The sequence below is a fragment of the Ensifer sp. Root558 genome, from assembly GCF_001427045.1.
GTDB classification, from domain to species: domain Bacteria; phylum Pseudomonadota; class Alphaproteobacteria; order Rhizobiales; family Rhizobiaceae; genus Ensifer; species Ensifer adhaerens.
In genome coordinates, this window is the sequence record NZ_LMGC01000033.1 from 235,573 (window position 1) to 247,569 (window position 11,997).

Sequence of the window (11,997 nt, forward strand, 5' to 3'; positions counted from 1 at the left end):
GTTGAATCCTTGCGAGTTTTACCGTTAAACTGGCAAGGGAAAGATGGCCTTCCGCGTTGAACGTTTTCACAGGGTATGATAAGTAAAACTTATTATATCACCTGTGAACGATCATGATGCCCTTCAAGCTAGAATCCGAAACCATTGGAATGCTTCTGACCGATGTCTCGCGCCTCTTGCGCGGGGCCTTCGACCGCAAGGTTAATGCCATGGATCTGGGCATCACGCCTGGCGAGGCGCGCACGCTGATCCAGGTGGCGCTCACCGAGGGCATCAAACAGGCCGAAATCGCCACACGCATGGGCATTGAGCCGATGACGCTGTCGGCCTATCTCGACAGGCTGGAGGCGAACGGGCTCGTCGCCCGCGTTCCCGATCCGGCGGATCGCCGCGCCAAGAATGTCGTCATCACCGAAAAGGCCGGTCCGTTGTTCAACGAGCTGATGACCGGTCTTCGCGAAATGATGGATGCCTATACGGAAGGGCTGGACTCGGAAGCGCGCGCGCTTCTCTGTTCCAACCTGCGCATCCTGCGTGACAATTTGCGTCAGCTCGATCCGTGCCTTGCCGGTAAGGAGACAGCGGAGAAGGCCGAAGTCCGGGTCGGAGCCGCGCAATGACGCGTCGCATGAGCGAGCGGCGCACAAGCATCATCGGTGCCTTCCTGGTGGCGCTCGGCCCCGTTTCCATGGCGCTGTATACGCCGGCGATGCCTGAACTGGTGTGCGCCTTCTCCTCCAGCGAAGCGGCGATCAAGATGACGCTGTCGCTCTATTTCGCCGGCTTCGCCTTTGCCCAGTTGGTGTCTGGCACGCTCTCCGATGTCATCGGTCGCCGCCGCGCGACGCTGATCTTCATGGCGATCTACCTCGTCGGCAGCCTGATGGCGGCCTTTGCGCCTTCCGTCGCGGTGCTTTTGGCCGGCCGCCTGGTGCAGGGCATCGGCGCCTCCGTCGGGATGACCGTGGCGCGTGCGATCGTGCGCGACCAGTTCACCGGGACTGAGGCCGCACGCATCATGAACATGATCGGCATGATGCTGGCCCTCGGACCCGCCGTGTCCCCGACGCTTGGCGGCCTGGCGCTCGGTCTCTTCGGGTGGCAGTCGATCTTCTTCCTGATGGTCGGCTTTGCCGCCATGGCCTGTCTCACCGTGCAGTTTTTCATGGCCGAGACCGCGACCCCGGATCCGGCCAAGGGCCACCTGAAGCCCATCCTTGCGGCCTATCGGCGGTTGGTGAGCGACAGCCGCTTCGTTTCCTCGACACTTGTGATCGGCGGAGCGGTCGGCGCACTTTATGCCTGGGCGACCATGCTGCCCTTCGTACTGATCAATGCGGTGGGGCTGACACCGACCGAGTTCGGCGTCGGCATGCTGATGCAGTCGGGCCTTTTCTTTTCGGGAACCGTGGTGGTGCGGCTGCTGATGCGGCGTTTCACGCCGCAGGCGCTGGTGCCGGCCGGCCTCGTCTTCATCGGTGCGGCCAGCCTCGCGCTTGCCTACACCATGCACGTGCTGCCGCCGAGCTTCCTCTCGGTCATGCTGCCGATCGGGATTTATGCCTTCGGCATCGCCTTCGTCATGCCCTATATGATGACGGCGGCGATGGCGCCGTTTCCGGACATCGCTGGCACGGCGTCGGCAGTGATGGGTTTCGTACAGATGGGCTCGGGGCTGCTTGGTGGCGCGATCGCCGCTGCGGTCGGCGCTCCGGTGCTGGCGCTCGGCACGATCATTCCATGCTTCGGCCTCGTCTGCATCCTGAGCTATGTCTGGTATCGCCGCAACGTTCGCTCGCAGCCGCTCGCCGTGCCGGTCAAGGATCCGCTTTCGGAAGCGGCGGAGTAGAAATCTGGTGCGACATCGGCATCGATACCGCTTCGCCCTGCATACGAAAAAGCCTCCGCGAACGGGTCGCGGAGGCTTCTTTTTTCAAAACGCGTCGTCTTAGCGGTTGCGCGCGGCCAGCGTGCGCAGGCGCAGCGCGTTGAGCTTGATGAAGCCGGCGGCGTCCTTCTGGTCGTAGGCGCCCTGGTCGTCCTCGAAGGTGACGAGCTTGTCGGAGTAGAGCGACTTGTCGCTCTCGCGGCCGATGACCATGACGTTGCCCTTGTAGAGCTTCAACGTCACTTCGCCTTCGACATGCTCCTGGCTCTTGTCGATTGCGGCCTGCAGCATCTCGCGCTCCGGTGAGAACCAGAAGCCGTAATAGATCAGCTCGGCGTAGCGCGGCATCAGCTCGTCCTTGAGGTGGGCGGCGCCGCGGTCGAGCGTGATGCTCTCGATTGCGCGGTGCGCGGAGAGCAGGATGGTGCCGCCGGGGGTCTCGTAGACGCCGCGCGACTTCATGCCGACGAAGCGGTTCTCGACGAGGTCGAGACGGCCGATGCCGTTGTCGCGGCCGTACTCGTTGAGCTTGGCAAGCAGGGTTGCCGGCGACAGGCGTACGCCGTTGATCGAGACGGCGTCACCGCGCTCGAAGCCGATCTTGATGACGGTGGCCTGGTCGGGAGCGGCTTCCGGCGAGATCGTGCGCATGTGCACGTACTCAGGGGCTTCCAGTGCCGGGTCTTCGAGAACCTTGCCCTCGGAGGAGGAGTGCAGCAGGTTGGCGTCGACGGAGAACGGCGCTTCGCCCTTCTTGTCCTTGGCAACCGGGATCTGGTGCTTCTCGGCGAATTCGAGCAGGTCGGTGCGGCTCTTGAACGACCAGTCGCGCCACGGCGCGATGATCTTGATGTCCGGGTTCAGCGCATAGGCGGAAAGCTCGAAGCGAACCTGGTCGTTGCCCTTGCCGGTCGCGCCATGGGCGATCGCGTCGGCGCCGGTCTTCTTGGCGATATCGATCAGGTGCTTGGAGATCAGCGGGCGGGCGATCGAGGTGCCGAGCAGGTAAACGCCTTCATAGACGGCGTTGGCGCGGAACATCGGGAAGACGAAATCCTTGACGAATTCCTCGCGGACGTCCTCGATGTAGATCTCCTTGATGCCGAGCATTTCGGCCTTCTTGCGGGCCGGCTCGAGCTCTTCGCCCTGGCCGAGGTCGGCGGTGAAGGTGACGACTTCCGCGCCGAGTTCGGTCTGCAGCCACTTCAGGATGATCGAGGTGTCGAGACCGCCCGAATAGGCGAGAACGACCTTTTTCACGTCTTTATGCGATGCCATGGTTTCCGTCCGTCTGGTCTTGGGGAGGGCGGCGATGCCGCGTGCAAATCTGCGGCACTTTAGCCAGAACCTGCGGCGATACAAGCGCTAGAACGCTTGACGATGCGAATCCGCTGGCAAAAGCGCAGGCGCAGGATTACTGGAGGCGACCCCCGTGCCGAGGAAACGACGATGGACTTCATTCCCAGCCTGCCGACCCTCCTGACCTTTGCCGCTGCGACGCTGCTTCTGGCGGCCACACCCGGCCCGGACATGACGCTTTCGATCAGCCGGGCGCTCGCCCAGGGCAAGAAGGCCGCGCTCTTCGTCGTGCTCGGCACCAGCTTCGGCATCGTCGTGCATACGCTGCTCGTCGCGTTCGGCATCTCGGCGCTGATCACCGCCTCGCCAACCGCATTCACCATCCTCAAGACCGGCGGTGCCGCCTACCTGCTCTGGCTTGCGGTGCAGGCGATGCGCTTCGGCTCCAGCATTTCGGTGCAGAAGGTCGAGCCGACGGAAGGCAAGGCGCTTGCCAACATCTCGGCCGGCTTCTGGGTGAACCTGTTGAACCCCAAGGTCATCATCTTCTTCATGACCTTCCTGCCGCAGTTCGTCAGCGCCGATGATCCCTCGGTCACCGGCAAGCTTCTGTTCCTCGGCCTGTTCTTCATCACCATCGGCATGCCGGTGAACATGCTGGTCGTCTTCACCGCCGACTGGCTTGCCTCCTGGCTGCAGCGCAACAAGGGCGTGATGCGGGCACTTGATTTCAGCTTCGCCGGCGTCTTCTCGGTGTTTGCGGTGAAGATTTTCATGACGACGGCGCGGTAAACAAAAACAAAAAGCCCGGACATCTTGGATGCCCGGGCCTTGTTATGAATTAGTCTTCTGTACTCAGCCGATCAGCAGCGCATCGTCGTCGAGCGTCTGGCCGCGGATGCGGCGGAACATGGCGATCAGGTCCTCGACCTGCAGTTCCTTGCGGCTGTCGCCGGCGACGTCGAGAACGATCTCGCCGCCGTGGAGCATGATGGTGCGGTGGCCGTAGTCGAGTGCCTGGCGCATCGAATGGGTGACCATCATCGTCGTCAGCTTGCGCTCGGAGACGATCTTCTGCGTCAGGTTCATCACGAACTCGGCCATGCCAGGGTCGAGGGCTGCCGTATGCTCGTCGAGCAGCAGCACTTCGGAGCCTGCGAGCGTCGCCATGACCAGCGAGACCGCCTGGCGCTGGCCGCCGGACAGAAGGTCCATGCGGTCGCCCATGCGGTTTTCAAGGCCGAGGTTGAGCTCGGCGATGCGTTCGCGGAAATGTTCGCGGCGCTTGGGGCCGAGCGCGGCTGTGAGGCCGCGGGCCTCGCCACGTTTGGCAGCAAGCGCCAGGTTTTCCTCGATCGAGAGTGCGCCGCAGCTGCCGGTCAGCGGATCCTGGAAGACGCGAGCGACGAGTCCCGCGCGCGCAGCGGTACCCTTGCGGCTGACGTCTGTCTTGCCGATCGTCACCTGGCCGGCACTTGGCAGCACATCGCCGGCGAGCACGCCGAGCAACGTCGACTTGCCGGCGCCGTTGGAGCCAATGACGGTGACGAAGGAGCCCTGCTCGATCGTCAGGCTGACGCCGTTCAGCGCCTGCTTCTGCAGCGGCGTGCCCTTGCCGAAGATGACCTCGATGTTGTTGACGCTGATCATGCCGCACCTCCACGACGCAGACGGGGAAGGACGAGGGCGAAGGTGACGAGTGCCGCGGTCACGAAGTTGAGGTCGGAGGCCTGCAGCCCGAGCATGTCGGTCGACAGCGCCAGCTGGATCGCTATACGGTAGAGGATCGAGCCGAGCACGCAGCCGATCAGCGCAATCAGGATGCCGCGGGCACCGAGCAGCGTCTCGCCGATGATGACCGCCGCAAGCCCGACGACGATGGTGCCGACACCCGAGGTGACGTCGGCAAAGCCGTTGGTCTGGGCGAACAGCGCGCCACCGAAGGCGACGAGCGCGTTGGAGATCGCCATGCCGAGATAGATCTGGCGGTTGGTGTCGACGCCCTGTGCGCGGGCCATGCGGGCATTGGCGCCAGTGGCGCGCATCGCAAGACCGGCATCGCTCTCAAGGAAGCGCCAGACGATGATGACGGCGACGATCACGAGCACGCCGATAAACAGCGGCCGGACGTAGAAATCGCGCAAGCCGAGGCCGTAGAAGGGTGACAGCATCGTGTCGGCGTTGATCAGCGCGACGTTCGGCTTGCCCATGACGCGCAGGTTGACCGAGAACAGCGCGATCATCGTCAGGATCGAGGCGAGCAGGTTGAGGATCTTGAAGCGCACGTTAAGCATCGCCGTGACGATGCCGGCTGCGGCACCAGCGACCATCGCCACGCAGGCGGCAAGCCACGGATTGACGCCGGCGATGATCAGGACCGCGGTGACGGCGGCGCCCAGCGGAAACGATCCGTCGACCGTGAGGTCGGGAAAATCGAGAACCCGGAATGCGAGAAAGACGCCGAGGGCAACGAAGGCATAGACCAGCCCCAGCTCCACGGCTCCCCAGAAAGCAATTAGACTCAACCCCAGACCCTCTTTTCTACCTGTCGCGCCTGATTGTGCTTATGAGCGCGACGCTCCCGCTTGGCACATGGGGCGCACGGCCGGGCGCATGTGCGGCTTAGAAACTTGGAGCGGCCTCCGGTGTTCCGGGCCCCTCATAGCGAACCGCCCCCGTATGGAACGGAGGCGGGCAAAACGCAACAAACTTGAACCTGAAAAGGCCGAAAGCCTTATTCAACGACGCGGGTTGCGCGCTTTACGACACTTTCCGGAAGGGTGACGCCCATTTTCTCGGCGGCCTTCTTGTTGATCACCAGGTCGGAACCGGCAGCAACCTTGACACCGATATCACCCGGGTTTTCGCCCTTGAGGATGCGAACGACGATTTCGCCAGTCTGTTTGCCGACGTCGTAGTAGTTGAAGCCGAGGGCTGCGAGCGAGCCGCGGGCAACCGAGTCCGTGTCGGCGGTGAAGAGCGGCAGCTTGGCTTCTTCGGCGACGGCGACGGCACCTTCAAGTGCGGAGATGATCGTGTTGTCGGTGGGCACGTAAATCGCATCGGCGCGGCCGACGAGGGCACGGGCAGCACCCTGGACTTCAGCCGACTTGGTCGCGGCGGACTCGACGACGGTCAGGCCGGCCTTTTCGGCCTCGGTCTTCAGCACCGCGAGCAGCGAAACGGAGTTGGCTTCACCGGAATTGTAGAGGTAGCCGATCGACTTGGCGTTCGGCAGGATTTCCTTGATCAGGGCGACGTGTTCGGCAACCGGCGACATGTCGGAGAGGCCAGTGACGTTACCGCCGGGCTTGTCCATGTCCTTGACCAGCTGGGCGCCGACCGGGTCGGAAACGGCGGTGAAGACGACCGGGATATCGCGGGTCGAGGAGACGACCGCCTGGGCCGACGGCGTCGAGATCGGAACGATCACGTTCGGCGCTTCGCCTGCGAACTGGCGGGCGATCTGCGCGGCGGTCGCCGGGTTGCCCTGGGCCGACTCGTAGATGAATTTGAGGTTCTCGCCTTCCTTGTAGCCGGCGGCGGCCAGCGCGTCCTTCACGCCGTCGCGTGCCGCGTCGAGTGCCGGATGCTCGACGATCGCGGTTACGGCGACGGTCACCTCATCGGCACGGGCGGGCAGGGTGAATGCCACCGTGGCGGCAAGGGCGATGAGAAGTGAGCGCATGGGTTGTCCTCCAATTGATGTCCCGCTTTCTTAGGAAACCGATGACATGAAATCAATCGATAGGAACTGCATCACCCATCAAAGTTCTTCATCGATGGGTGATGGGCGAGGAACGAAGGACCCGAGGAGGCGCTTCGTCTCAATCTTCGCCGTGATTGGCGATCATCATCGCTTCGAAGGCGAGGCGGTCGACCTTGCGCATGCGTTCGGATTCCGACTTCAGCTGGCCGCAGGCGGCAAGGATGTCGCGGCCGCGTGGTGTGCGGATCGGCGAGGCGTAGCCGGCCTGGTTGATGAAGTCGGCAAACTTCTCGATGTGCTCCCAGTCGGAACACTGGTAGTTGGTGCCCGGCCAGGGGTTGAAGGGGATGAGGTTGATCTTCGCGGGCACACCCTTCAGGAGCTTCACCAACTGCTTGGCGTCTTCGAGGCTGTCGTTGACGTCCTTCAGCATCACGTATTCGAAGGTGATGCGGCGGGCGTTGGAAAGGCCGGGATAGGCGCGGCAGGCGTCCATCAGTTCCTTCAGCGGGTACTTCTTGTTGATCGGCACCAGCATGTCGCGCAGGTCGTCGCGCACGGCATGCAGCGAGATCGCCAGCATGACGCCGATCTCTTCGCCGGTGCGATAGATTTCCGGCACGATGCCTGAGGTCGACAGCGTGATGCGGCGCTTGGACAGCGACAGGCCTTCGCCGTCAGAGGCGATCAGAAGGGCGGTCTTGACCTGCTCGAAATTATAGAGCGGCTCGCCCATGCCCATCATCACGATGTTGGTGATCTTGCGGCCTTCGGCCGGCACGATCGCGCCCTGCGGGGTGTCGCGCTCCGGGAAGTCGCCGAGCCGGTCGCGGGCAAGCAGCAGCTGCGCGAGGATTTCCTCGGCCGTCAGGTTGCGCACCAGCTTCTGGGTGCCGGTGTGACAGAAGGAACAGGTGAGCGTGCAACCGACCTGGCTCGAAATGCAGAGCGTGCCGCGGCCTTCCTCGGGAATGTAGACGGTCTCGATCTCGACCGGTCGTCCGGCGCCGCGCGCCGGGAAGCGCAACAGCCACTTGCGGGTGCCGTCGCCGGAAATCTGTTCCTCGACGATCTCCGGGCGCGCGATGGTGAAATGCTGCTTCAGCATCTCGCGCATGTCCTTGGACACGTTCGTCATGTGATCGAAGTCGGAGACGCCGCGCACGTAGAGCCAGTGCCAGAGCTGGCTGACGCGCATCTTGACCTGGCGTTCCGGCACGCCCTTTTCGACCAGTGCCTTGGCCATGTCCTCGCGCAGAAGTCCGATCAGCGACGGCTTTTCCGCCTCTACGGCTGCGCGCACCTGCGGCGCCTTGGCGATTTCCACCCGGTTCAGAATTTCAGTGGCTGCCATGCTCATGATGTCCTGTCATACGGCGAGAGGCCGTCCGGAGAGCGGGTCCGGAAATCGTCCTGATGCGCGAATTGAAATCGGTCGAGCCATCGAAAGCGGCCTATCGGGGCGCGGAGGCTCTCAAGTTGGCCGCCCTTTAGCATTGTTTTGGCCGGGAGTCACGAGGCAGGCCCCTTGAACGCAAAAGGCCGGCTTTGCAGCCGGCCCCTACGCGTGACTTTCGGTCTCGCGATTACTTGCAGGCTTCGATCTGCTTCAGCGCAGCGGAGATGCCCGAGAGCGAGTAGGAGTAGGAGGTCGCGGTACCCTTGCGCGACTTGGCGTTGACCGACATGGCCTTGCCGTTCTTCATGGCGGCAACCAGTGCCGGCTCTTCGGCAGCATTTTCGACCCAGGCCGAATTGCCCTTGGTGAACATCACGAAGGTGCGGCCGTCGATGACGACGTTGACCTTGGAGTTCTCCTGCAGCGCATAGCCCATCATTGCCTGAGGCTCGTAGCTGATGTTCTGGCCGGGGCGCTGGGAAACGAGGAAGAAGATGTCGCCATGGTCGACGCCGGCCGGGCTCTTTTCCTTCGGAACCGAAAGGACGTAGCAGACCTTGCCGCCGCCGGCATTGTAGGAATAGGCGCCCCAGGCGTTGAACTGCTGGATGCGCGTCGGAGACTGGGCGGCAGCCATGCTGGCGGTGGCCAGAACGAGTGCGATTGCGGTTGCGATCTTTCTTACAAACATGAGGTCCTGCCGCTTTTCTTGCTTTTCGATCACCCGAAACAGGTCAGACGGGCGACGCGTAGTCATGATTTGATTTGTTTTGACTTAATTCAGGTTACCAAACCGTCAACGGTGGCCGAAAACCGCGGCTTTAGCCCCGAAATGGAGCGGTTTGCCCCATCGCACAGTGCCTTTCGACCGCCGATTCGCGCCTTCGCCGAACCGGGCTCGATCGAGGATGCGCGTTGCCTCGGAATGCCCGTTCCAGAAGGTTTCCTGCCCCAAGCCATTGCATGGCGTCAGCCGCACCAAAGCGCGCGACCAGCGTCACTTGCAGATCTATGCCACAAAGAATTAGGCAAGAGTTTGACTTTCGGGCGGGAATGCGGCGCCACAACCGGACAGGCGGCGTCCGGCGTCAGCTCTCCGGCGTATCGGCCAGCGTCTCGTCGGCCTTGGTATAGTGCGTTTCCTTGATCTGCCCGCTGATGGCAGCAAAGGCCGCGGTCAAGACGGCAACGTCATCGGAGAAGCCGACGACGGCCAGCACGTCGGGGATGATATCGATCGGCAGCACGAAGTAGGCGAGGGCTGCAAGCAGGATGCCGCGGGTGCGTGTCGGGGTCTTCGGATCGATGGCGCAGTAATAGGCGGCAACCAGGTCGCGGCTGAATGGGATCTGGCGGGCAGCTCGGCGAAAGGTCGGCCAGAAGCGGCGCTTCACGCGCTTTTCCCGCCGCTCCTGCTCGGATTCTTCGCCAGGCAAGAGAATTTCACCAATCTTGATGTCGTCCATCGTCCCGCTTCCGCTATATTCTCGGGCGCCAGGCGTTCTCGTGAACGCGCGGCGCTCCGGCGCTTTCAATATGGGAATTCCGCGTCCTATTTCAAATGATCGGGCATGCGGCCTGCCGCAGCCTTGTCCATGCGCGCCGCCAGCTTGAAGTCGAGTTCGCTCAATCCGCCGGCGTCATGGGTCGTCAGCGTTACGTCGACGCGATTGTAGACGTTGAACCATTCCGGGTGATGGTTGAGCTTCTCGGCGACGATCGCGCATTCGGTCATGAAGCCGAAGGCCTCGACGAAGTTCTTGAAGCGGAACGCCTTCCAGATCGAGTTGCCGTCTTCGGCCCGCACCCAACCTTCCATCTTGTGAAGGTTGTCGGCAATCGTCGCCTCGTCCAGTCTCTCCGCTGCCATTGCTTGTCTCCTCCCATGCGCCTGTTCGAAGCCCGAGCTGTCGCGTATAAGCGTCAACTGTCTCCAGCCTTCGAATCTGAATAGCATGAAACCAGTCAGAGTTCTTTTCGTTTGTCTCGGCAACATCTGCCGGTCGCCGCTTGCCGAGGGCGTGTTGCGCGCGTTGGCGGTGCAAAAGGGATTGGCTTTAGCGCTGGAGATCGATTCGGCCGGAACCGGCGCCTGGCATATCGGCGATCCGCCGGACCGGCGATCGATAGAGACGGCGCGGCGGCACGGCTTCGATATTTCTGCGCTGCGCGGACGCCAGGTGGCTGCGGCAGATTTCAGTGATTTCGACCTCATCCTCGGCATGGACGAGAACAATGTCCGCACGCTGAAAAGGCTCGCGCCGGATGGCACGGCGCAGAAGGTGCATCTCTTTCTCGATTATGCGTCAGGCGACCTGCGGGACGTGCCGGATCCCTATTACGAAGGGCGGGAAGCCTTCGAGGCGCTTTACCAGATGCTGGAGGCCGGATGTTCGTCGTTGCTCGAAAGGCTCGGCGAACGCACCTCGTGAAGCGGGAAAACCTCTTCCGTCAGGTACGGTCCGCCGCCGACTGAATCGCGCGACGAGAGCAGCACGAAGCGGGAGACCGTGAAGAGCGAGGTCATGAAGTTGCCGCGCCCCGAGAGGTACTCGACCACGTCTTCGACACGGCTGGAGCGCAGCCGCGCCAGCGTCACGTGCGGGGTGAACTTGCGCGGGTCCGGCCCCAGTCCGAGCCTTTGGCAGATGCGCTCGATTTCGGCCTGCAGCGCATACATTTCCGGATGGTTGGTAACGCCGGCCCAGACCGAGTGGGGCTTCTTCGAGCCGAAGGCGCCGGTGCCGTTCAGTTGCAGTTGGAATTCAGGACGTTCGATGCGATCGAGTTTGTCGATGATCTCGTCGGCGGTGCGCCAGTCGACGTCACCGATGAAGCGCAGGGTGATGTGGTAGTTCTCCACATCGATCCAGCGAGCTCCGGGAAGACCTCCGCGCAGCAATGAAAGACTCATTGCAGCATTGCGCGGAATTTCGAGGGCGGTGAATAGTCTCGGCATGGCGAGCTCCCCGAATCTCTTGCAGATGTCTTAGCGAATCACGCATCGCATCTGCACGCAACTGGTATTTGACGCTTCAGAATATTAACGTTGCCTTAACTGTGGACGATGTCATCACTCCGTCTTGTTCAGCGTTGCCAGAAACCGCTCGACGACGGGCAGGGCCTTCTCGACCATGACGCCGACGCCGTCGCCATTGGGATGCATGCCGTCTTCGAGCTTGAGCTTGGCCTCCGTCACCACGCCGTCGAGAAAGAACGGATAGAGTTCCAGCCCATATTTTTTGGCGAGTTCCGGATAGATCGGGTTGAAGCGGGCGGCGTAGTCGGCGCCCATGTTCGGCGGCGCCATCATGCCGGCGAGCAGCACGGCGATGCCGCGGTCCTTCAGCCGGGTGATCATCGCCTCGATGTTCTTGCGGGTCTCTTCAGGCGCGATGCCGCGCAGCGCGTCGTTGGCGCCAAGCTCGAGGATCACGCCCTTGGTACCATCCGGCACCGACCAGTCGATGCGGGCAAGACCGCCGGAACTCGTGTCGCCGGAAACGCCGGCGTTCGCGATCGTCACGTCGAAGCCCTTTTCCTTCAGCGCCTTTTCGAGCCGGGCCGGGAAGGCGTCCTCCGGCGGGAGCTGATAACCCGCCATCAGGCTGTCGCCGAACCCGATGAGGCTGATCGTCTCGGCGCGTGCGGTGCATGATAACGCAAATGTCATCATCAGTGCCAAGAAAACCCGTTGAAATC

Annotated in this window: 14 protein-coding genes; 4 read left to right on the plus strand and 10 right to left on the minus strand. The window is 62.5% G+C overall.

Features of this window, described 5'->3' with window-relative positions; translation table 11 throughout:
* Positions 1-116 precede the first annotated feature (116 nt).
* Together ASD63_RS25045 and ASD63_RS25050 are read left to right on the plus strand one after the other, a co-directional pair.
* Positions 117-620, plus strand: coding sequence for a MarR family transcriptional regulator (locus ASD63_RS25045; protein ID WP_034803154.1), 504 nt, complete (start codon positions 117-119; stop codon positions 618-620).
* Positions 617-1,849, plus strand: a complete 1,233-nt coding sequence (locus ASD63_RS25050) for a multidrug effflux MFS transporter (protein WP_034802873.1) — start codon at positions 617-619, stop codon at positions 1,847-1,849. Before ASD63_RS25045 ends, ASD63_RS25050 begins: the two co-directional genes overlap by 4 nt.
* A 99-nt stretch (positions 1,850-1,948) precedes the next feature.
* Here ASD63_RS25050 and ASD63_RS25055 read toward each other — a convergent pair whose 3' ends face one another.
* Positions 1,949-3,166, minus strand: a complete 1,218-nt coding sequence (locus tag ASD63_RS25055; protein ID WP_034802869.1) for an argininosuccinate synthase — start codon at positions 3,164-3,166, stop codon at positions 1,949-1,951.
* A gap of 171 nt (positions 3,167-3,337) precedes the next feature.
* Between ASD63_RS25055 and ASD63_RS25060 the strand changes: the two genes are divergently transcribed.
* Entirely contained in the window at positions 3,338-3,979 is a 642-nt protein-coding gene (locus ASD63_RS25060) for a LysE family translocator (protein ID WP_034802866.1), read from the plus strand.
* A 63-nt stretch (positions 3,980-4,042) separates the two neighbouring features.
* Here ASD63_RS25060 and ASD63_RS25065 read toward each other — a convergent pair whose 3' ends face one another.
* The 7 genes from ASD63_RS25065 to ASD63_RS25095 all read right to left on the minus strand — a co-directional run bounded on the left by ASD63_RS25065 (position 4,043) and on the right by ASD63_RS25095 (position 10,165).
* Positions 4,043-4,837 carry an ABC transporter ATP-binding protein gene (locus tag ASD63_RS25065; RefSeq protein WP_034802864.1) on the minus strand — a complete coding sequence of 265 codons (795 nt, stop codon included), beginning with the start codon at positions 4,835-4,837 and terminating at the stop codon, positions 4,043-4,045.
* A complete protein-coding gene (locus ASD63_RS25070) occupies positions 4,834-5,712 on the minus strand; it encodes an ABC transporter permease (protein WP_034802862.1) in 879 nt (292 codons plus the stop codon). Before ASD63_RS25070 ends, ASD63_RS25065 begins: the two co-directional genes overlap by 4 nt.
* Positions 5,713-5,921: 209 nt before the next feature.
* The gene (locus ASD63_RS25075; RefSeq protein ID WP_060529996.1) at positions 5,922-6,875 is read right to left on the minus strand and encodes an ABC transporter substrate-binding protein; all 954 of its coding nucleotides are present in this window, start codon (positions 6,873-6,875) and stop codon (positions 5,922-5,924) included.
* A 139-nt stretch (positions 6,876-7,014) separates the two neighbouring features.
* Positions 7,015-8,250: a 23S rRNA (adenine(2503)-C(2))-methyltransferase RlmN gene (rlmN, locus tag ASD63_RS25080; protein WP_034803143.1), complete on the minus strand. Its 1,236-nt coding sequence runs from the start codon at positions 8,248-8,250 to the stop codon at positions 7,015-7,017.
* Between the two features lie 232 nt (positions 8,251-8,482).
* Positions 8,483-8,986, minus strand: coding sequence for an invasion associated locus B family protein (locus tag ASD63_RS25085; RefSeq protein WP_034803141.1), 504 nt, complete (start codon positions 8,984-8,986; stop codon positions 8,483-8,485).
* Between the two features lie 397 nt (positions 8,987-9,383).
* The gene (locus ASD63_RS25090; RefSeq protein ID WP_034802857.1) at positions 9,384-9,761 is read right to left on the minus strand and encodes a YkvA family protein; all 378 of its coding nucleotides are present in this window, start codon (positions 9,759-9,761) and stop codon (positions 9,384-9,386) included.
* Between the two features lie 86 nt (positions 9,762-9,847).
* Positions 9,848-10,165 (minus strand): 4a-hydroxytetrahydrobiopterin dehydratase, encoded by a 318-nt coding sequence (locus ASD63_RS25095; protein ID WP_034802855.1) that lies wholly within the window; start codon positions 10,163-10,165, stop codon positions 9,848-9,850.
* Between the two features lie 85 nt (positions 10,166-10,250).
* On the opposite strand from ASD63_RS25095, the gene ASD63_RS25100 reads away from it, so the two are divergent.
* Complete coding sequence (locus ASD63_RS25100; RefSeq protein ID WP_060529997.1) at positions 10,251-10,727, plus strand: low molecular weight protein-tyrosine-phosphatase; 477 nt, start codon at positions 10,251-10,253, stop codon at positions 10,725-10,727.
* On the opposite strand, the gene thpR is transcribed toward ASD63_RS25100, so the two are convergent.
* Both thpR and ASD63_RS25110 read right to left on the minus strand, forming a co-directional pair.
* Entirely contained in the window at positions 10,664-11,254 is a 591-nt protein-coding gene (gene thpR, locus ASD63_RS25105; RefSeq protein ID WP_060521463.1) for an RNA 2',3'-cyclic phosphodiesterase, read from the minus strand. The two genes, ASD63_RS25100 and thpR, sit on opposite strands and share 64 nt — an antisense overlap.
* 114 nt (positions 11,255-11,368) lie before the next feature.
* Positions 11,369-11,971 carry an arylesterase gene (locus ASD63_RS25110; protein ID WP_234798767.1) on the minus strand — a complete coding sequence of 201 codons (603 nt, stop codon included), beginning with the start codon at positions 11,969-11,971 and terminating at the stop codon, positions 11,369-11,371.
* Positions 11,972-11,997 lie beyond the last annotated feature (26 nt).